Origin of the sequence: Bacteroides bouchesdurhonensis (assembly GCF_900155865.1) — a bacterium.
GTDB lineage: Bacteria > Bacteroidota > Bacteroidia > Bacteroidales > Bacteroidaceae > Bacteroides > Bacteroides bouchesdurhonensis.
Window position 1 is genome coordinate 300,042 of sequence record NZ_LT707006.1, and the last position, 19,877, is coordinate 319,918.

The 19,877-nt window shown below is 39.2% G+C and carries 17 protein-coding genes; 2 read left to right on the top strand and 15 right to left on the bottom strand.

Translation table 11 applies throughout. The features are described from left to right. Positions 1 to 547: 547 nt before the first annotated feature. Positions 548 to 2,311 carry a glycoside hydrolase family 2 protein gene (locus tag CZ225_RS01140; RefSeq protein ID WP_077152699.1) on the top strand — a complete coding sequence of 588 codons (1,764 nt, stop codon included), beginning with the start codon at positions 548 to 550 and terminating at the stop codon, positions 2,309 to 2,311. A gap of 186 nt (positions 2,312 to 2,497) precedes the next feature. On the opposite strand, the gene CZ225_RS01145 is transcribed toward CZ225_RS01140, so the two are convergent. From CZ225_RS01145 to CZ225_RS23100, 10 genes are all read right to left on the bottom strand, one after another. After that, complete coding sequence (locus CZ225_RS01145) at positions 2,498 to 4,639, bottom strand: S46 family peptidase (protein ID WP_077152700.1); 2,142 nt, start codon at positions 4,637 to 4,639, stop codon at positions 2,498 to 2,500. A 110-nt stretch (positions 4,640 to 4,749) separates the two neighbouring features. Further along, a complete protein-coding gene (locus CZ225_RS01150) occupies positions 4,750 to 6,105 on the bottom strand; it encodes a TIGR00341 family protein (protein ID WP_077152701.1) in 1,356 nt (451 codons plus the stop codon). A 2-nt stretch (positions 6,106 to 6,107) separates the two neighbouring features. Then, a complete protein-coding gene (locus tag CZ225_RS01155; protein ID WP_077152702.1) occupies positions 6,108 to 7,553 on the bottom strand; it encodes a lipopolysaccharide biosynthesis protein in 1,446 nt (481 codons plus the stop codon). A gap of 32 nt (positions 7,554 to 7,585) precedes the next feature. Beyond that, on the bottom strand, positions 7,586 to 8,368 hold the full coding sequence (locus CZ225_RS01160; protein ID WP_077152703.1) for a carboxylesterase family protein: 783 nt from the start codon (positions 8,366 to 8,368) through the stop codon (positions 7,586 to 7,588). A 35-nt stretch (positions 8,369 to 8,403) separates the two neighbouring features. Further along, the gene (ruvB, locus tag CZ225_RS01165; protein WP_025076122.1) at positions 8,404 to 9,435 is read right to left on the bottom strand and encodes a Holliday junction branch migration DNA helicase RuvB; all 1,032 of its coding nucleotides are present in this window, start codon (positions 9,433 to 9,435) and stop codon (positions 8,404 to 8,406) included. Between the two features lie 202 nt (positions 9,436 to 9,637). Beyond that, on the bottom strand, positions 9,638 to 11,668 hold the full coding sequence (locus CZ225_RS01170) for a C2 family cysteine protease (RefSeq protein ID WP_159441739.1): 2,031 nt from the start codon (positions 11,666 to 11,668) through the stop codon (positions 9,638 to 9,640). Between the two features lie 455 nt (positions 11,669 to 12,123). Continuing rightward, on the bottom strand, positions 12,124 to 12,813 hold the full coding sequence (locus tag CZ225_RS01175; protein WP_077152705.1) for a hypothetical protein: 690 nt from the start codon (positions 12,811 to 12,813) through the stop codon (positions 12,124 to 12,126). Between the two features lie 2 nt (positions 12,814 to 12,815). Further along, a complete protein-coding gene (locus tag CZ225_RS24645; RefSeq protein ID WP_077152706.1) occupies positions 12,816 to 14,042 on the bottom strand; it encodes an RHS repeat domain-containing protein in 1,227 nt (408 codons plus the stop codon). Positions 14,043 to 14,505: 463 nt separating this feature from the next. Further along, positions 14,506 to 16,719, bottom strand: a complete 2,214-nt coding sequence (locus CZ225_RS22870; RefSeq protein WP_077152707.1) for an RHS repeat domain-containing protein — start codon at positions 16,717 to 16,719, stop codon at positions 14,506 to 14,508. A gap of 99 nt (positions 16,720 to 16,818) precedes the next feature. Next, positions 16,819 to 17,091, bottom strand: coding sequence for a hypothetical protein (locus CZ225_RS23100; protein ID WP_129585717.1), 273 nt, complete (start codon positions 17,089 to 17,091; stop codon positions 16,819 to 16,821). A 54-nt stretch (positions 17,092 to 17,145) separates the two neighbouring features. Here CZ225_RS23100 and CZ225_RS23105 point away from each other — a divergent pair, with 54 nt between their 5' ends. Next, on the top strand, positions 17,146 to 17,346 hold the full coding sequence (locus CZ225_RS23105; protein WP_129585718.1) for a hypothetical protein: 201 nt from the start codon (positions 17,146 to 17,148) through the stop codon (positions 17,344 to 17,346). 110 nt (positions 17,347 to 17,456) lie between these two features. Here the strand turns inward: CZ225_RS23105 and CZ225_RS01195 are convergent, their stop codons facing one another. The 5 genes from CZ225_RS01195 to CZ225_RS24775 all read right to left on the bottom strand — a co-directional run bounded on the left by CZ225_RS01195 (position 17,457) and on the right by CZ225_RS24775 (position 19,847). Continuing rightward, positions 17,457 to 18,002, bottom strand: coding sequence for a hypothetical protein (locus CZ225_RS01195; protein WP_077152709.1), 546 nt, complete (start codon positions 18,000 to 18,002; stop codon positions 17,457 to 17,459). A 96-nt stretch (positions 18,003 to 18,098) separates the two neighbouring features. Continuing rightward, on the bottom strand, positions 18,099 to 18,626 hold the full coding sequence (locus CZ225_RS01200) for a hypothetical protein (RefSeq protein ID WP_129585719.1): 528 nt from the start codon (positions 18,624 to 18,626) through the stop codon (positions 18,099 to 18,101). A gap of 12 nt (positions 18,627 to 18,638) precedes the next feature. After that, positions 18,639 to 18,875, bottom strand: a complete 237-nt coding sequence (locus CZ225_RS01205) for a hypothetical protein (RefSeq protein ID WP_077152711.1) — start codon at positions 18,873 to 18,875, stop codon at positions 18,639 to 18,641. 328 nt (positions 18,876 to 19,203) lie between these two features. Beyond that, the gene (locus CZ225_RS24770; RefSeq protein ID WP_077152712.1) at positions 19,204 to 19,563 is read right to left on the bottom strand and encodes an RHS repeat domain-containing protein; all 360 of its coding nucleotides are present in this window, start codon (positions 19,561 to 19,563) and stop codon (positions 19,204 to 19,206) included. A 2-nt stretch (positions 19,564 to 19,565) separates the two neighbouring features. Further along, positions 19,566 to 19,847: a hypothetical protein gene (locus CZ225_RS24775; RefSeq protein WP_394334014.1), complete on the bottom strand. Its 282-nt coding sequence runs from the start codon at positions 19,845 to 19,847 to the stop codon at positions 19,566 to 19,568. Positions 19,848 to 19,877 lie beyond the last annotated feature (30 nt).

A 19,877-nucleotide genomic window follows, 5' to 3' on the forward strand; every position in this document is an offset into this window, starting at 1 on the left:
GATAAGGTATTGAGTTAAAACCAATACTGCTACCCTTAACATACCAACAATACTTGACTATCGTCTTTAGCAAGATACATATTCTCGTTTCACGTACGGGAACCATTCGGATGACGTACGAGAGCCCAAAGGACCACGTACGTGAAGCCATGGGATCATGTACATAAAACGATACTTTATCTTCTCAAAAAGTATTAATTGAAGCTTCAAAACCACTAAACAAACGGTTTATTGCCTTTTATATAAAGGAGATTACGCAATTATACACGCAATATCTATTTGACTGAGGTATAAAACACCCTAATTAGTCGATACTATAGTATAAATTCAAGTCTATTCGTCATTCTCCGTTTCGCTGAATGGCAGGTTAGTGTTTCTTTTGAAGATTTATATATAAAATTAATTTTGAATTATTATTCACCGGATTATTAATGAACAGACAATATTTTTATTATTTGAATAGTTTTTCTTTTTTTCTTCTTATTAATTCCTATATTTGCAATTAACTAAGTTTTTTGAATATTATAACACACAAAATTTACTAAACATGAGAAAAGCACATCTTGTTTTAGTTGGCTTACTACTTTCTTTTGTAGCTAAAGCAACAAATGATATTCCTCGACCGGAATATCCCCGTCCACAGTTTGAAAGAAGCACTTGGGTTAATTTAAACGGAACCTGGACATATGAATTCGATTCCGACAATACAGGAAACAAGCGCAACCTGCCAACATCAAAAGGGCTCAGCGGTACAATTACTGTCCCTTTCTGCCCGGAAAGTAAGCTATCGGGGGTTAATCACACGGATTTTATAAAAAGAATATGGTATCAACGATCTCTGACCATACCGACAGATTGGGAGAACAAGAAGATTTTACTCCATTTCGGTGCTGTCGATTATGTTACAGAAATCTATCTGGATGGACGTATGGTCGGTTTCCATTTTGGTGGAAGTACCCCATTTTCAATAGACTTAACTCAGATAACCAAACCCGGACAAACTTATAATCTGGTAGTAGCTGCATTCGACAATCTACAGTCAGGTGTTCAGCCATGCGGTAAACAATCTCTGGAAGAATCTTCTTATGCATGTTTTTACACCCGCGTTACTGGCATCTGGCAGACTGTATGGATGGAAGCTGTTTCTCCCTATGGACTGAAATCAGCAATTACATCTCCGAATATCGACAATAAACAATTGACAATCACTCCACAATTCTATCAAATATCCGATGGTCAGACACTGGAGGTTACGTTATATGACGGTCAGAGAAAAGTCGCTCAACAAATATCCCAATGTACCAATGGCGGTGATCTGGTTATACCTGTAAAAGGCATGAAACTTTGGAGTCCCGAAAACCCTCATCTATACGACATCACTTACCGTGTAAAAGATGCCAAAGGACAGGTTATCGACGAAGTAAAATCATATGTAGGTATGCGCAAAGTTCACACAGCCAACGGACAATTCTATTTAAACAACGAGCCTTACTTCCAGCGTCTGATTATGAACCAAGGCTATTATCCCGACGGAATTTGGACTGCGCCCACCGACGAGGCCCTAAAAAATGATATTCTATTAAGTAAAGCCGCCGGCTTCAATGGTGCACGTCTACACCAAAAGATTTTCGAAGAACGATTCCATTACTGGGCAGACAAACTTGGATTTATTACTTGGGTAGAATCTCCTAACGGCGGTATGGATCCTAATAACGAGGTTGCATCACGAAATTTCCTAAGTGAATGGGCGGAAATCCTTGAACGCGATCGGAATCACCCTTCCATAATCACCTGGTCTCCTTTCACTCTATTTAGTAGTATTACACCTACATTCATACGACTCATATTTGATACACAAAAGATGACTAAAGCCATTGATCCTAGCCGGCCATTCAATGATCTTACAAGTTTCCATTGCGTTACAGACATCTGGAGCATCATGAACTATGAGTCAGACGTAACGCGATTCACATTAAAACTGAAACCGGATAAAAATAGAGTAGAATATGCCAATCAGCCTCTTTTTGTCGGTGAATTTGGTGGTTTTGTTTGGGAAACATCAGGAAGCACCAAAGATATGTGGGGACATGGAATGTTTACCAACGAAGAAGATATCTATGAGTGTCTGGAAAATCTAGTCGAAGCAATTCAGGCTTCTGGAAACGTTACCGGATTCTGTTACACTCAACTGACTGATATCGAACAGGAAAAGACTGGCATTTATACCTATAATCGGGAACCCAAATTAGACGTTGAACGAATCAAAGCTATCTTTGAGATAATCCCAAGTAGACCGGCAAAGAAAAAATAAACCGGACCCATTCCCCTGTATACAAATGAGCCTGACAACATAATCCGATTCGGATCTTTGTTGCCGGGCTCATTATTTCTTCTAGTTTGCTCCACCCGAATATCAATACTCACTCCAACTTTCTGATTTAATTTCCAATCCGGATAGCATACAACGTTCAAATAAGGTCTATAAAAAACAGCCTTTTTATCGATCTATTTTCAATTCTCCAATCAGATTAGCAGCCTTTCCATATTTCTCTATAATGAAAAGTACATAACGAATATCCACACCAATACAACGTTGCAATTCAGGTTCGAATACAATATCACTGCTCATTGCCTCCCAATTGCCATCAAAAGCCAAACCGAGCAATTCTCCTTTAGCATTAAACATAGCACTACCGGAATTTCCTCCTGTTATATCATTATTGGAAATAAAGCAAACACTCATATCACCTTTCTCATTAGCATAACGACCAAAATCTCCGGAAGAAAACAAAGACAGTAATTCTGGCTGAATAGCAAAATCTATATCTCCGGCATGCTCTCTTACCTTCTCGGGAATGCCTTTTACTGTAGTATAATAATCGTAAGTAGCACCGTCAAAAGGAGAATAACCGGCAACAGATCCAAAGCTAAGCCTCATCGTAGAATTCGCATCCGGATAGAAGTTACGGTCAGCATACATGCGACGCATAGCGGCATTGAACAATCGTTCAGCTTGTTCTATTTGTTCAGATGCATCAGAAATACTCTGATTCATCTCATAATATTTCACAATTAAGTCGATGCTCAAAGCAATGGCCGGATCTTCAATCAGATTATAAGTAGTATCTTTTTCCAGAAAACGCTTCAATCCTTTGGGAGTAGTTACCTGCGAGGTAGCATACAGAGAATCTACATACGCCTGTATATTTCCATGATACAGGGTATCTATCTGTGCATACATAGGCGGCAGATACTTTTTATCGACTTTAGTTTGATACGTTTTCAACATTGCCGCAAAGACCTCTTTATCGATAGATAAATCGAGATTATCATATTTCTCCAATAATTTCTTCATCCGACTAATTACCTGCTTCTCTTCACCCTCAAAGTCGAAGTTCAAAATTTCCAATGCGACCTGAACCAGCTCAGGACCATTAATAAATGATTCTCCGAAAAAAGCCAGAGCACGATTTGTCTCACGACGTTGGCTATAGCCTAACTCCAGATTCGAAAACAGACGAATTAACTTCTCCCTTTCTACGGGATGTGTCTGAATCCAATCCCGAAGTGCCGCTTCTGCTTCCCGTTTTTTCTCTAAGACTTTCAAATGCCGGATTGCTTTGTTAGTACCGATGCTGTTTTTCCAATAATTGGAACTTTCATCGTACTTTGAAGCATATTTAATCCGAATATCCGGACGACGGTCCATTTCCCGTTTCCAAATAGCCTGTTTCACTCCACGCACATCAATCATTGCCTGATTCATTCCATTCATCATCTCTTCAATACCATACGAAGAAAGATAACGTTCCGTACTCCCCGGATAACCAAGTGTCATACAGAAAGAGCCCTCTTTGTATCCATCCAAAGAAATCGGAGCTACATACTCAGGGCGATAGGGAACGTTTTCCGGGGAATAATCTGCGGGACCATTTTCCTTATTGGCATAGATACGAAAAACACTGAAATCACCTGTATGCCGTGGCCACATCCAGTTATCCGTATCCCAACCAAATTTACCTACAGAAGATGGTGGCGCAAAAACCAAACGGACATCATTAAAATCACGATAAACGGAAAGCCAGAATTCATTTCCCGCATAATAAGCATCGACAACGCCCGTCAGAGTGGAATCGTTCTTTGAAACTTCATCACTGATGACCACCATCATTGAATCGATTGCTACTTTACGTTCACTCTCCGTATTTGCATCTTTAGTTGCAGCTAGTACCCGCTTCGTGACATCCTCCGTACGAAGCAGAAAACGTACATACAATTCAGGATTCGATAGTTCCTCCTGAAGAGTATGCGCCACAAATCCATCTTTCAGGAAATCGTGTTCTACAGAAGAATGCTGCTGGATACTACTGAATCCACAATGATGGTTAGTAAATACAAGCCCATCTTCAGAGACTACCACTCCCGAGCAAAAGCCTCCAAAGCTGACCACTGCATCTGCCAGACAAGGTTTCTTGGGATCATATAATTTACTTACGGGCATTTTCAGACCAAGCTCTTTCATTACCCGTTTTGCCTGTTTGTTTTTTTGAAGGTTTCCAAGCAACCACATTCCTTCATCAGCAGATACACTCTGCAAACAAATAGAAAGAACTACAATTACAAATAGTTTAAGTCTCATAAGTACCCATGCTTTATTATTTTAACTACTATATTATCTTATTCACTCACACAAGCTCGATACAATAATGTTGGACCAAACTAGTTATCAACCTTTCAAACTTACGTTCACTATTCCGTAATTAACCTTAGCTTTTTTGCTTTTACCCTCGCCTTCAGCCAAGCACTAATTTTCTCTTTCTCGGCTCCCGACGGATGTTTCGAAAACTGCAAAACAGCCAATGTCACTGTATCTGTTTTCATAGAATCAACCTGTGTTTCAAGTGAATGAGAGATAGAAAGCGACGTGATAGAAGGATACAGAACTTTCAACTCCGGAACCAATGTGCGGCTCATTGTATCATATTCTTTATATTGTTCAAGAGTGGTCTCTAGTTTAGCTATCTTTTTCTGTTGCTCCTGAAGACGCTCTTCACTATTCTTATAAAAGTCTTCCATAACCATGGCACGAATAGAAGAAACATCTACCGCCTCATTATTCATACCCTGCAAGACAATCAGTTTCGAATTCTTCAATTGATATGCTTCCAATTTATTACGAGCAATAGCAATCGAAGCATCCGGTATTTCAGGACCAATTAAAACAACACGAATCTCTTTATGTTCATAATTGATTTTCTTATCAAGCACCTGCGTGTTTTCAAAATTCAATTGCTCATTAATGAAACGATTAGCGGCAGCTTCATACAAAGTGCTTTTAATGATACCAAACGTTAGGTACACTGCCGGGCACATCGTCAGAATAACAATCAGTACAATATACTTACGAACCGTTTTCTCACGAGTCTTATCGACAAATTCTTTCCGTTGAAAATGCATCAGACGTACGCCAATATATGTAGCAAGACTAATAAAAACAGAGTTAATGAAATAAAGATAAAAGGCTCCTAAGAAATAAATCAAATTACCTGTTGCCAATCCATATCCGGCTGTACAAAGTGGCGGCATTAATGCGGTAGCAATAGCAACGCCCGGAATCACATTTCCTTTTTCTTTGGTAGAAAGAGCAACAACGCCCGCTAATCCACCGAAAAGAGCGATAAATACGTCATATATCGTAGGCGAAGTACGTGCAAGCAACTCTGACTGTGAACCAGCAATTGGTGCCAGAATAAAAAATACAGTGGCAGTAATCACACTAAATGCAGTCGTAATCAGGAAGCTTTTCAAAGAACGCTTCATCAACTCGAAATCATTCAAGCCGACAGATAATCCGACTCCCATGATAGGCCCCATAAGTGGAGATATCAACATGGCACCAATAATGACAGCAGTAGAATTGACGTTCAATCCCAAAGACGCCATAAATATGGCAAAAATAAGAATCCATAAGTTAGCCCCTTTAAACTCTACTCCTTTGCGGATAGAATCCACCGTTTCCAACTCATTATCCTTGTCCTTCTTTAAGTCTAAGTAATTCTTTAAGAACGACTTAATGGCAAATTTATTACGTTCATCTGTTTTCATAGTTATTTCTTCTTTATAAATCGATTAATAACAGGTATTTGATTTAATGGCAAGTCCATCTTGATAATATATGCTACAAACAACAAAAGGAGCAATGTACGGAAAGCCAACAGTAACACAATATTGGAAATAGATACCCATTCACCGGCAGCATACAACACTAAAGCCAAACCTACGTACAAAGCAATTCCACGCAAATCATAAGCGATCGGATATTTCTTTTGTCCTACAAAGTAAGAGAGAAGCATAGCTACTGCATAACCGGCAAAACCACCCCATGCACAAGCCATAAAACCGTATTTCGGTATAAATACAATATTGATTAGCACTAATACCGCGCATCCTGTAAATGAGAAATAGGCTCCCCACTCGGTTTCGTCAATCAGTTTGTACCAGAAAGAAAGATTAAAGAAAATACCCATAAAGATTTCGGCAGCCATCACAATCGGTACGACCTTCAAACCACCCCAATAATCAGGCTTTAAGATATATTTTAATAAATCCAAATAGAACATCACAGCTAGAAATGCCAACAGCGTAAAAATAATAAAATATTTCATGGCTTTTGCATAGATCACTTTATTGTCTTTGTCTCTGCTTTCACCGAACACAAACGGTTCATAAGCATAACGGAAAGCTTGGGTAAGCATTGCCATAATCATAGCGATCTTGCTACATGCACTATAGATAGATAATTGTGTTTTCGCCCCAGCTGGATCCGGATAGATATGCCGGAACATAATCTTGTCAGCCACCTGATTCAAGATACCTGCCACTCCCAGAATCAAAATCGGATAAGAATAATTCAGCATCTTCTTCGCTAAAACTTTATCGAATCCTCCTCTAAATTTCAAATCAGGAATAAGCAATATCATTACTATAGATGTACATATTAAATTGAATAGGAAAGCATAAAACACATTACTACCTCCTATTATCAAGTAATAAATCAGATTTAATGCGATATTGAGCACAATAAAGAACATCTTCAAAGCAACGAATTTAATCGGACGTTTCTTATAACGAAGATAAGCGAAAGGAATACATTGAAAGGCATCCATTGCAACTACCAACAACATCGTGCCAACATACCAAGGATGATCGGCATACCCCAATATAACTGCAATGGGATGAAGAAACAGCATACAACATATAACAAAAAGCAGCGATGTGCTTCCCACCATAATGAGCACAGTAGAATATACTTTTTCCGGTTCTTCCGTCCCTTTATTTACAAAACGGAAGAATGTAGTCTCCATACCATACGTGAGAATAACCATTAACAAGGCTGTCCAAGCATATACCTCTGTTATTATTCCATATCCACCTGAAGCAGTAGACATTGCTGCTGCATAGATAGGGACTAACAAATAATTTAAAAAGCGGCCTATGATACTACTAATTCCATACAACGCAGTATCTTTTGCCAATGACTTAAGTCCAGCCATGTTTACTAATGATTAGTGCCGATAAATGTTCGTTATTTCTTTTGTTTGAACAGCCAGTCCATAAATCCGGGATAGTTGAATGCTGGGTTCCAGCTATTATGACCGCAACCGGGAAACTCGATATATTCCACATCTGCCCCGGCAGCTTTCAATGCTTTATATGCACCACGAGAACCTTCTACCGTCACCACATCATCGGCATCCCCATGGAAAATGCGGAATTTGATATCCTTTGCTGCCGATAAACGGTTCGGATTCACCGTACCACAAATAGGAATAGCGGCAGTAAAAATCTCCGGATAGCGGGAAACCATATCGAATGTTCCCATTGCCCCCATCGAAAGACCTACGATATAAATTCTCTTTTTATCAATTTCCGGCATGGTTAGATAAGAATCAAGTAATTCTTTAACCGCACGAAATATCGGATTCATCTCTTGTCCGACAGGCATATTGGAAGGGGTAAAAGATCTAGGACGTTCCACATATCCCCAATACTTACCCTGCGGGCATTGTGGAATAAGTATGAAAGCCGGATGTTTTTCCCTATTCACCGGATTTAAAAACATCTGTCCTCCATGAGTCAATTGTCTTTCATTATCATTTCCTCTTTCACCTGCACCATGAAGGAATAGCACCAACGGATATTTTTTACCCGGTTTCACCACTTCGGGACGAAGTAACCGATAAGGTAAAGAATCTCCCTGAGTAGAGACAAATACTTCTTTTTCATATAATTCTTTTCCATATCTCTGTTGAGCCGATAAAGAGATACTTAAAAATAAAAAAGCAATGAAAGCAGTCCATTGTTTCATAATATACCATTTAAATTATTCTCAAAAAGTCAATATCAATCATTAAACAGCGTCTTCTGGCTATTATAAAGGCTTCTTCCCAAATGTTTATAAGCCAGTTCTGTTACTTCACGCCCACGAGGAGTCCGTTTCATAAAACCTTCTTTGATCAGGAATGGTTCATATACTTCTTCGATAGTACCCGCATCTTCTCCCAAAGCCGTAGCAATCGTAGTCAATCCGACAGGTCCTCCATTGAATTTATCGATGATTGTACAAAGTATCTTGTTATCGATCTCGTCCAATCCGTATTTATCAATATTCAATGCCTCGAGTGCATATTGAGCAATCTCCGTATCGATAGAACCGGAACCTTTCACTTGTGCAAAGTCACGTACCCGACGAAGTAAAGCATTAGCAATACGAGGCGTTCCACGACTCCGGGAAGCAATCTCGGATGCAGCAGGTACTGAACAAGGTACATCTAGTATAGAAGCAGAACGACGTATAATATTACTCAAAATATCATCGTCATAATATTCCAAATGCAGGTTAATACCAAAACGTGCACGAAGTGGTGCTGTCAGCAATCCGCTACGTGTAGTTGCTCCAACCAATGTGAAAGGGCTTAAATCAATTTGAATGCTACGTGCTGAAGGTCCTTTATCAATCATGATATCGATACGGTAATCTTCCATAGCAGAATATAAATACTCCTCTACCACCGGTGAAAGACGATGGATTTCATCAATAAATAACACATCATTCGGTTCAAGACTGGTCAGCACTCCCGCCAGATCACCCGGTTTATCGAGCACAGGACCGGAAGTTACTTTAAAACCGACTCTCAGCTCATTAGCAATAATGTTTGAAAGTGTCGTTTTTCCCAATCCGGGAGGCCCATGCAACAGAACATGGTCCAGTGCTTCCCCACGCAGACGTGCTGCCTTCACAAATATACGAAGGTTATCCACTACCTTATCCTGACCGCTAAAATCCTCAAAATTCAACGGGCGAAGCGCATTTTCAAAGTCACGTTCTTTCGAAGTAAGCTGATGATCACGTATATCAAAATCTTCTTGTTCCATTTTTAAGTCTCAATATAGATGACAAAGATAGAAATTTGCATTTACATATCACACAAGAGAGAGGAAAAAAGAGGTTACCTGATAAAACAGATTGGAATATCCATCAATCCGTTTTATCAGGTAACCTTTAGTAAGGATATCCCGCAGACATGCAGGAAACAGTTTTGTTATTATATCGTTAAAGCCTTGTTCAGAGGAAGAATTACTTTGTCGGAGAAACCGGAGTGATTCTTACCTCTTGAGGGGCATAATTAGGTGGGTAATAAGGTTCAAACACACCACCTTCCTTAGATTTTGCAGCAATACCCGGGTTGATAATGCGCAGGTCAATAGTGGAAGGCATCTGACCTTCAAAAACATTCAGCACACCATCCCGTTTACCATTGGCATCATAGCAAAGTCCCCAAGGATTACGCATACCAAACAACGCTGAAGGATCGGCTGAGAACATCAATGTCCATGCATGTCCGGTGACAGTCTTTCCACTTCCGTCAGGAGCCACCATATCCGCTTTGTTAAATCCACCTATCACGAGCTTTCCTTCCATCAAGGAAGTCATCACAGCACGTTGCAACTGCCATGCAGTAAGTCTTCCCGGAGCAAAACCAAAACTATAACCGTCTCCCGTAAATAACGGTGGTACATGCTCGCTTCCTATTCCTCCCGTGTTCTTATTTACTTCAAAGATATAGTTCCATTTCATAATCGCTTTTTCAAGCACGGTGGCCCATGTAGCTTTATTGTCCTTACCGGTACAGCAGAACATCTCCCCGTTTTGACCTGCCAGGAACTTTGAGGACACACAAACTTTGATAGGCTTACCTTGCGGATCGAACATGGACACGGTGTATGTTTTGTCACCATTGTCCTGAATCAGACTTTTTATGAAATCGGGATAGATATAAGCCATCGAAGCAAGTGCAGCCACGAGTGAGCAGTTACCAATACCATGTTGGTTCGCATCAGCCGGGAGAGGTTTTCCATAAGGATAAAGAGTTACAGGAAATTCTTTCCAATGTCCGTCCCATGCATAAAGCTCGTCCGATTCGTTTTCCGGATTGAGCAACCATTCGCGGTCTTCGGCAGTAGCCACATCTTTGTTGGCATAGTGTCCACCCATCGGAGTCAGATCGCTTCCCGAAAATCCATCTGCCAGTCCCATCAGGTCATCAATGTCGGGTACATCCTTTAAGGTCCATTCGGCTATCTGCGTACAATCTCCTCCATTGTTTGCTTCTATGTCCAGTTTGTAATATTGGTACGCCTCTTTGTTATTGAATACATAAATTTTATCCTTGAGCCTGTCACCAAAGTTCTGATCCATCCGTTGGTCAATTATATTCCAAGTGACTTTGTCATTCGAAGCGTACAGTTTCCATGCAGAAGGCGTATTCTTAGGATCATCCTCCGAAGATGTCAGCGAATAGTATTTGACAACTGTACTTCTATCACCTTCCCATAACAAATAGAAATGTGTGTGCGAAGTTGTATAGTGGGTTCTGTTGTCTCCATCGGCTATATTACGCACCCACTGTCCTTCCGGATAGTCTGAATATTGCGCAGTAAGCGTACCGACAGTAGGCATGTTCGTGAAGAACTCATCAATTTCCACCGAATGCGGTTCGTCCGGATGCAAAGAGACGTTTTTATATTTTAAAGTCCATTCGGATATTTGTGTAGCACTACCGCCATTGTTCCCCGCAACCTCTAGTTTATAATAGCGGTATTTTGCTTCGTTCTCAAACAAGAATTCTTTCACCTCTTTTCTGTCACTGAATGTCTGTCCGGTTTGTTCGTCAAGTGTGGTCCATTTGGCATTGTCGTTGGAACCTTTGAGCGTCCACGCTTTCGGATCGTTGGTAGACGGGCCGCTGCTTGCACACACCGTGTAGCAGTTGAGGAGTAAATCCTTGTCAGCTTTATACATCACATAGAAATTCGCATGATCTGTCTGATAACAGGTATTCACATTATTGTCTACAAGTTTGGCGATGTCCGACCCTGTGGGAGAGTCACCGTACTGAGCATAAACAGTACCCGAAGCAGGCATATTACGACTCGTGTTCCCTATCCGTACACTCGCCTCCTTAACTTCAGGTTCTGCTTCCTTTTTGCCATCATCGTCATCGGAACAAGCTCCTAATGACATAACAAACGAGAAGCATATTGCTCCTATCCCCATTACTCTCAACGGTCGCTGCAGAAAGGCTTTCTGAAAGCCTTCTCTCTTCATAGTAATTTTCATTTTCTTTTTCCCATTAATAGTTAACAATCGGTTTTATCCGTATTTAATGTATATGTTGACAAACATAAAGAAAATTTCAAGAACCTCCAAAGAAAACAGATTGTTTCAAACAACAAAATTCAAAAAAGTAGGAATACTAATCTTATAGTATTCTCCTGCCCTCCACATTTTTGCCACCAATCCCGTTAGGGCAAGCAAATAGTAGGAAACTTTGTCAATGAATATGACATTATTAATATCCTTGTTTAAATCTTTAATCAGATTATCATAGATACATTCCGTTGTCTGAATGTAATAATGAGAGTTTCTTTATCCAGTTTTCCTTGGATATGAATACGGCATAGGCCATTCTGTAGAAAAAGTATTTCCATAGACAAAAATTACCCTGACATAAATTGTCTATAACTAGACATCCAATATCAGGGTAAGACTTACGTTAATTATTACGACACTCCTAACAATATTTTTTTTTCAATGGTCCATTTATTATTAATCTTACGGATGCAAATAATTGCTTCTTCACCACAAAGCCGTCCACAAATATAAGAACTATAAAAAAGTCCAAATTGTTTTTTCGCATCAAAATAGATCCTTGATATTTCTAAAATACCAGAAAAAAGAAAACCATAGTTCTCTCTTTCCCAAATCTTAGATCCTCTAGGAAATTCTGAATAGTATTTCAATGTGACCCGTTTTCTATTTCCTATCTCGGATAAATTGAGTGGATTACTTATAATTGAGTGATTTTTCATAGTATTAAAAGCTTCAATATACCCCTGTTCTATTAATTGATTTTGAATGTACTTTACATCCATTTTTTTATCATAACAAGTGAATAGAGTATCAAAAACAGCAATAACAAAAGTGGTATCTCTCATTTTACTATTCCCTTTTTCAACCTCATCAATCTTTTTTTTATATCTAACAGTGTCATACCCTATAACATTGTTGTTGTCATCAAAAAATTGAATTTTAGTGGGCGGGGGACTTTCAAACTCACTTAAAGTTCCCATTTCTTCAATCAAACTATCAAAAATTTCATTAAGCACTTTCATCTCATAGCCATCAACACTATCAGTTCTACATGATTGTAGCCCAATCAATAACATTATTACGATAATATATTTTTTCATAATCAATTTAGAAATCCATAAACCATCTTTAAAATAGTATCATTTGATTTTACCATTCCTTTTAACTTGTAATATTGTCGCATTATAGGTACTCCAATTTTCTCCATAGCTCTGTTTACATTTCTTTCCTGCCAATGTTGTGTATAACCTCTTGAAGCGTTCATCTTTCTTAATGCTGGATAAGCATTTGAATTGTTCATCATTTTATCATCAATATAATCAGTGGCAGATTGGTCAGCATGGATTGCTATTTCGTGGATAAAAGTGTCCAACAGATCACCAATGTCGGAGGAATTACTTACTCCTATTTTAATATTTAGAAATTTCTCGTCTACCGAAAAAGACGTACTACCTGAAGAAATAGATTTAGATACTTTTGTTCCAAATAATATATTGACACCTTTTGTGTGGAATACTCCATTTTTATCAAAAGTAGCCCCTGCTATTTCTTGCCCTTTCGCAGCATAATTTGCTAATAACGCTTTTCCTTCTTTTGTACTTACTAGAAATTCGAAAGCTTCCACTTGATTGGGATTGATAAGCTCACCTTGTTTATTTCTTGCATAAAGATCCGCAACACTTATACTATCTCCCTTCAAATCAATATACTTTAGTGGATTGTTAGCTACATGCACATATGGACTAATCCGATAATATTTCTCACTCATCGGATCCACCACATGCCACCTTCCTATTGCCGCATCATACTGTCTCGCCTCATAATCATACCAGTTCAGTCCATTCTTCGCATCCAACTCCTTACCATTATACTTGCAAGGCTGAACGCTAGCTGTAGAAGTAAAAGTCCCACCAAACGGATAGTAATTGCTAGTTTCCTCCACATTACCATCCTTATCCGCCACCACACGGGTATTCCCCTGATGATCCTTCAAATAGAAATGGAACTTCCTGTCCGGGAAACTGACATATCCCGCCTCATTGAGCAGCATCCTCAACACCCCATTCTCATAGACCGCATTCCCGCAGTAATCCGTTGTTAAGGTAGTAGCACCCGTCTTGTGTACCGTACGAAGCTTCGTCCCGTCGGCAGCATACTCATACCGGATACTGTTACCGTGCAAAGCCAAGAAAGACTCCTGATAACGACGTAAATCCCCCCAAACACGGGAAAAATACCGCTTTGTCCCATTTATCACAGGAAAATAAAGGAAAAGGAAAAAAACTTCCTTTTTATCCGCTCCATTAGTAGAGAAAATATCAACCTCCATAAACCCTGCACATCTTTTGGTTGAATTGATGTAACAATAAAACATAGAACGATAAAATGAGAAAACTATATAAGGAACATACGTTACACATTATACGAGGGAGTTTATCGAAGACTTACGAATAAAACTACCCTAACATAGAGTGATAAAAGTCATATACTAGGGTAATAAGTCATTATTTTTCTATTTTACTTACATAATCTATATTAGATTATATATAGAAGCAAATATAAATCCAACTATAATCAGTATTATTTCCACGACCCAAATAGTTTTAAGCTTTAACTGTGATGCAATTAAACGATCAATTAAAAACATTATACACATTATAAGTGTAAATCCAATGATAAATAACAATCTAAATGGTATCCATCCTGGTTTATAGCATAAATGTAAAGCATATCCTATTATCGATATTGGAAAAAATAATAATATAGGAGTTAATTTTACCTTTTTCATAATATCACTTATAAATTAATTTACCTCTTGGATTATATTTAATAATTGATTTAAATGCAGTACTAGGCACAATAGACCTGCTCGTTAAGGTTGTTATAGAAAAAGATGATTCCCCGAGAGAATGATTGGAGGGTATTCTATATTGAGTGCTTTTTCTATTATATGTTTTAATACCTCCCGCTTCCAATGATTCTTGTACTACTGTAGAACAATTATTTGCAAGTAAGTCATATGATTCATTTGTACTTATATCCATAAATGTACTTCTGATTATTTCATCCTGTTCTTCAGATGTAGGGATTATATATCCTTCTGTAAAGCCATAACTGTTTATAGAAGTGTCACTACCATTACCTTCAGTATTATATTGGCTATTTAAAAAATCTTGCGGACTCTTAAATTCACCTACAGCAATATCATTAAATTTGCGCCCTCCAGTGAATTTTCCTGAAACGTAAACATTATCCCCATTTATTGAGAAATACTGCCATACCTTTTCTTTGTTTTGAATCAATATTGCCATATGTTGTTCTAATCCATATCCCAAGTTTAATACTGTTATACTATCTCCATTATAATCTACATATTTCATCGGATTGTTGGCACAATAATTATATAAGCTGAAATTATAATATTTCTCACTCATCGGATCCACCACATGCCACCTTCCTATCGCCGCATCATAATGTCTGGCCCCATAATCATACCAGTTCAGTCCATTCTTCACATCCAACTCCTTACCATTATACTTGTAAGGCTGAACGCTAGCTGTAGAAGTGAAAGTCCCACCAAACGGATAATACGCATTCGTTTCCTCCACATTGCCATCCTTATCCGCCACCACACGGGTATTCCCCTGATGATCCTTCAAATAGAAATGGAACTTCCTGTCCGGGAAACTCACATACCCCGCCTCATTGAGCAGCATCCTCAACACCCCGTTCTCATAGACCGCATTCCCGCAGTAATCCGTTGTCAAGGTAGTAGCACCCGTCTTGTGTACCGTACGAAGCTTCGTCCCGTCAGCAGCATACTCATACCGGATACTGTTACCGTTGGCAAAGGTTACCTCATCAGGCAAATTTAAAAGATTATATCCGATTTTACTAATATCCTTGTTTAAATCTTTAGTCAGATTGCCATTTTTATCATAAGTGTATTCTGTTGTCTGGTTACTGCCGTCTTTAAACTCCGTACCATTCCCATAGACAGAGTTTGTTGCCACATCCTTGACTGCCTGCAACTGATTGCCGTTATACGTCAAAGCCAGATGATCGATCAGTCCGTAGCTACTTGCAGCCGTCTGCCCGTAACGCTTCAACCCCAGAATATTCCCCATCTTGTCATACCCCGTAACCTGCTCATTGAATCGGTCCGTATTAGCGGAAAGCGTAGCGCCTTCCCCGTAGAGGGCATCCTTCAACCTGGAAAGACCGTCATACGTGAAACGATACCCTCTTGGGCTGGTTTCCGATCCCGCCTTCCACGACATGCTGCTGATATTCCCATTATAGCAGGGAGTATTCCCCGTTATCGCCTCCTGATAATTGAGCGTCTGGCTGAACAACGTTCCCGTAATACTCTTCGTCCACGAACGAACGTTATACGCATACTCCGTTTTCAGCTTCGCATTCCCGTTCCTGCTGTCCGACTTCAAACGTCCCACCTCATCATAGGTGTTGTTCACCAGGGTCACCGCCGCGGCATTATCCAACTGATAAGTTGTTTTCAGCAAACGTTCCCCCTGGTCATAGGTATGGGTATATACTTCCGTCCGTGTATCCGCCCCGACCGTATGCACCTTCCTGACTTGCGTGGGATTCTCCGGGAAGTCGTAGGCGGTAAATATCTTATCCTCCCCTCCCAAAGAATTGTTTCCCCGCTGCTGGATCAAACGTCCCCGCCCGTCGTAATACATCACAGAGTACAGGTATCCCGATACAGCTCCGCTGCTGTTCAGTTTCGCCGTCAGCGTTCCGGTGAGCAACCCTTTGACTCCCACTGTCCTGAGCTCATCATATCCCGCTACTTTCTCGTAAGCAGTGGCAGCACCCGAAGGGATGCCGTTGGAACCGATAAAGTCATAGCGGTCATAATAATTCACGCTCAATACCGTCGGGGTAGCCAGGGTGACTTGGGAGGGAAGCGTATATCCTTTCAGGTCATTGGTCTGACTCGTTCCCTTGAGCCGGGTAGCCTTTACTACGATGTCCTTCAACGGATCGTTTGTATAATCCAGTGTATTCCTGCAGGTCCCCGTCAGGACGATCCTTCCAAAAGCGTCCGGTATACTGAAGGACCATTCCCCTTTGGAACGTTACCCGCCGTCCTGTACGAAGACAGGACGGTCGGCGGCATCATACACCGTATAGACAGGATCGCACCCGGGAAGTTTCCTGTAGATGCAACGGTTCCGCCCGTCATATTTATAGATATAAGCATACTTTTGTATGGCTGCCACAGTCTCAATCCATGAAGCGGGAGTGGTGGTAGAAGTCAGCAAATCCGAAGCCGCCGGAGGCAATACCATCCGCAGGTTCCCGTAGCCGTCATAGACGTAATAGGTATCGAGCATCACTTCCCCGTCCATTACGCGTGAAAGGAGTATCCGGTCCGTAGCCCGGTCCTTGAATTCCAGGCTGGTGTGCCCGTCCTCGTCGGTGGTCTGCGTACAGTCGAGGGTACCTGTCGCATAGTCCTGACTGTAGGTGAGGCTGTCCGCCGACAGGGAATAGATGCGCACGCCCAGCTTAGGGTAGAAGGTCAGGTAATGCGCCAGTCCTTTCCGGTTCTGGTTGGTAAGGAACGAGGTCTGTACAGGATGTTTGCTGTGTTGAACGGGTAGAATTGGTAAACATTTATAGAATAAACATTCAATTATAAAATACCCTGATATAAATTATCTTTAATTAGACAATTTATATCAGGGTAAGATACTCTTGGAAGTATTTGAGTTTACTTCCAGTGATCAATAGCTTCTCTTATCTTCATAATAGTTTCAATAGGTAGTTTATTTTTAGAAATAATACGTACACCATTTACCAAAAAAGCAATTTGAAACATTCCATTCTTATATTTAGAATAAAGTTTCTTAGGTACTTTTGATAAAGTCATCCCGTTTACTATATAAAACTGAGACAAAGATGAACCATGAGATTGATAGTTGTCTTTAAAAAAATTATAGTCATCATACGAGATGAATTTATCTTTTTCAAGTAAAAACACTTCTTGTCCATATTTATTCCATAAAAATAGTTTTATAAAATAAGCAGAAGTACCTAAGCCAACAATGCAGGAAATAATAAATCCTATAGGTATTCCTTCCCCAAGACTTGCCATATAAATAAATGAACCTATAAGTATAAAATTTATAATTATAGGGGGAATTAATAGCAGATTAGTTGCCACTTTATTGGATTCTTCACCCCATAAATACAAACAAATACCATTCTCTGATATTTCTAATTTATAAGATTGTTTATTTACTATTATTGTTTCCATTTTTGATAATCTAAACTTTTAGTACCATAGCACTAATCGGTTATTATAAAATACCCTGATATAAGTTGCTTTTTGTTCAATTCATATCAGGGCAACTTAGTTCTTCCTATTGTAAAAAAATTCCATAGCTCCAATAAATGAGTCACCTAAGATAGACATCATTTTTATTTTTTGCCAACAAGTTTCATCATTACGTATTTCTTCAAAAATAGTATTCGCCTTTTGATGATTGTTTAAATAATATCCGTATTCGTATAATTTGTTACTTGGTTCTAATATCCAAGCTTTATGATGCATTTCGTTAAGATCTTCTATATCCAGTTTCAGAAGCCATTCTGCAATAGAAGCAACATATGCAGTATAGAAAATAGCTTTTGCATTTTTTTTATACTTTTTGATGATGTATTTATAAATTATCTGTACGTTCTTTGATAAAAAAGTCATTTGACTTTCAGTGTTACTTTCCTTTTTTAACATAAACATATACATGTATACATACATCAAATTAAGAGACAAATCCTCATCATCACAGAAAGATTTTGCAAGCTCTTTTTTCAACAGGCTGGTGCACTGTTCATAATCTTCTTTTTCGAAATAAATTCGAAGTTCTTCTCGCCAACTCATAATCATAATTAATTAAGGGATAAACATTGTGCCTATCTTAGGAAATCCATCATGTACTACAAACCGAACAGTCACATTACTTCCTGCAACATTTACAGCTACTTCTTTTACTATACCGCTAGTGGCTAAATGACCTCCATCATTTAATGCATTTAAAGTTGCTTCAATAACATTTCTTTCACCTCCTAGTTTAACTGTTAGCTCTCCAAGATTATGGGCTATATTATGTCTCAATTTATTATTTCTCATTGCAAATTTAACACCTTTATTTATTGCACTCTGGGAAAGTTTGTTTACAGTAGTTTTTTAAGCAGCAATCTTTCCTGTTTGATTTATTCCAATTTTTGCTCCTTGATTTGCTAAAAAACGAGCAGTTGTTATGAGCCCAAATTCAGGATAAACATTTAGTAAACCCGCTTCACCTATAAGCTGTCTTTTCCCAGTATATATGTTTAATATGTTGATCCACCAACGGTTTCTCTTACATAAGGATATGTCGCAGTTATTTGTACTTCTTCTAAATCAATAATATCCTCATTGGGGTTGAAAATATTCCAATTTATACTATCAATAGGTATCATACCTGTAGGATCGATAAATCGTGAAGGATTATTTTTAGCGTATTGATATGGCGATAAATTATAAAAACACTCATCGGATCCACCACATGCCATCTTCCTATCGCAGCATCATACTGTCTGGTCCCATAATCATACCAATTCAATCCATTCCTCGTATTCAGCTCCTTCCCATTATACTTGTAAGGCTGAACACTATTAGTTGAAGTGAAAGTTCCCCCAAACGGATAATACGCATTCGTCTCCTCCATATTACCACCCTTGTCCGCCACAACCCTTACATTCCCCTGATGATCCTTTAAATAGAAATGGAACTTCCTATCCGGGATGCTCACATACCCCGCTTCATTGAGCAACATCTTCAACACACCATTCCATAGATCGCGTTACCACAGTAATCCGTTGTCAAAGTAGTAGCACCGGTTTTATGTATGGTACGCAGCTTCGTTCCGTCCACCGCATAGTCATACTGTACGCTGTTACCATTCACAAAGGTTACCTGATTAGGCAAATTTAAAAGATTATATCCAATATTACTAATATTTTTATTTAAATATTTAACCAGATTGCCATTTTTATCATAAGTATACTCCACCGTCTGGTTAGTACAATCTTTAAACTCTAAGCCACTATGGAGTACCAAATTAATGACAAAACAGGTGCCTTCATTATA

Bases quoted from the DNA above. Each gene is read 5' to 3' on its own strand.
- CZ225_RS01140 (WP_077152699.1), top strand. From the start codon at position 548: ATGAGAAAAGCACATCTTGTTTTAGTTGGCTTACTACTTTCTTTTGTA.
- CZ225_RS01145 (WP_077152700.1), bottom strand. From the start codon at position 4,639: ATGAGACTTAAACTATTTGTAATTGTAGTTCTTTCTATTTGTTTGCAG.
- CZ225_RS01150 (WP_077152701.1), bottom strand. From the start codon at position 6,105: ATGAAAACAGATGAACGTAATAAATTTGCCATTAAGTCGTTCTTAAAG.
- CZ225_RS01155 (WP_077152702.1), bottom strand. From the start codon at position 7,553: ATGGCTGGACTTAAGTCATTGGCAAAAGATACTGCGTTGTATGGAATT.
- CZ225_RS01160 (WP_077152703.1), bottom strand. From the start codon at position 8,368: ATGAAACAATGGACTGCTTTCATTGCTTTTTTATTTTTAAGTATCTCT.
- ruvB (WP_025076122.1), bottom strand. From the start codon at position 9,435: ATGGAACAAGAAGATTTTGATATACGTGATCATCAGCTTACTTCGAAA.
- CZ225_RS01170 (WP_159441739.1), bottom strand. From the start codon at position 11,668: ATGAAGAGAGAAGGCTTTCAGAAAGCCTTTCTGCAGCGACCGTTGAGA.
- CZ225_RS01175 (WP_077152705.1), bottom strand. From the start codon at position 12,813: ATGAAAAAATATATTATCGTAATAATGTTATTGATTGGGCTACAATCA.
- CZ225_RS24645 (WP_077152706.1), bottom strand. From the start codon at position 14,042: ATGGAGGTTGATATTTTCTCTACTAATGGAGCGGATAAAAAGGAAGTT.
- CZ225_RS23100 (WP_129585717.1), bottom strand. From the start codon at position 17,091: ATGGACGGGGAAGTGATGCTCGATACCTATTACGTCTATGACGGCTAC.
- CZ225_RS01195 (WP_077152709.1), bottom strand. From the start codon at position 18,002: ATGGAAACAATAATAGTAAATAAACAATCTTATAAATTAGAAATATCA.
- CZ225_RS01200 (WP_129585719.1), bottom strand. From the start codon at position 18,626: ATGAGTTGGCGAGAAGAACTTCGAATTTATTTCGAAAAAGAAGATTAT.
- CZ225_RS01205 (WP_077152711.1), bottom strand. From the start codon at position 18,875: ATGAGAAATAATAAATTGAGACATAATATAGCCCATAATCTTGGAGAG.
- CZ225_RS24770 (WP_077152712.1), bottom strand. From the start codon at position 19,563: ATGTTGCTCAATGAAGCGGGGTATGTGAGCATCCCGGATAGGAAGTTC.